This window comes from Deinococcus piscis (assembly GCF_014653275.1).
GTDB lineage: Bacteria > Deinococcota > Deinococci > Deinococcales > Deinococcaceae > Deinococcus > Deinococcus piscis.
On record NZ_BNAL01000087.1, the window covers coordinates 1 to 862 of the forward strand.

Genomic DNA, 862 nt, shown 5'->3' on the forward strand with positions numbered 1-862 from the left:
CAACGAGGACTACCAAGTCCTGCAGAAGAATTCCAAAGGGAAGTCTGAAAAGATTCACTGGCATTACCGAAAGAGGAAGTCTCTGGTTACCATAATGAGAGCAATTTTAGTAGTTTGGCAGAAGCCAGCCTTCTGGATGTTACAGAGTAAATGGTGGTAGAGGAGTGAACATAGAGATTACTCTTTTGAGAATTCTGATGCATGATGATGACAATAGCAGTTAAATAAGAAGGCTTACTATTTGCCAGACACTGGGCTTACAATTTACACTCACTATCCAGGTTAATCCTTACCATACTCCTATTCGATATGTACTGTTATTATCCCCATTTTCTGATGAGGAAATTGTAGCCAAGAGAGTATAGAGAGGTTAAGTAATAAGTCCAAGGTTTATACCACTAATAGTAGATCAAAGATTCAAAATCTAAATCTTTTGGAGCTCAAACCTGGTGTTGTAAGATGGTGGTAGTTTGGGCCTGAGCCTGTGTATAAGAAGTGGGGGAAATCCCTATAGTGAGGAGAATATTGACTATATATATTAAAGAGAATAATTGATGGAGCACGGTCACAGGAAGGAAGGATATAGCAGATCACATTAAAAAACAAGAGTGCCTAGTTTTGGAGTGCCTAGTTCTTCTTGGAGAAGAATCCATGAATATGGACCCAGATGTCAGCTAAAGTAGTTTTGTTTTGTTTTAGATTTAAGTAAAATTGGCTTAAGATCCCATTCTGCTTTGGGACTTCATTTGAAAGTTCAGTGTCTGTTCCAAGATCTTTGTTAATTCCTGGAAGTTCATCTGATGGTTTCTTTGGCTTTTGAGAGTTTCTGCTTCTGTTAAATTCTTTGCTACTTGTGTGCTCA

Annotated in this window: 1 protein-coding gene; it reads right to left on the reverse strand. The window is 38.2% G+C overall.

All coding sequences use genetic code 11. The features are described 5' to 3' along the window. Positions 1-627 precede the first annotated feature (627 nt). A partial coding sequence (locus tag IE158_RS13800) for a hypothetical protein (RefSeq protein ID WP_229839146.1) occupies positions 628-862 on the reverse strand: 235 nt, incomplete at its 5' end.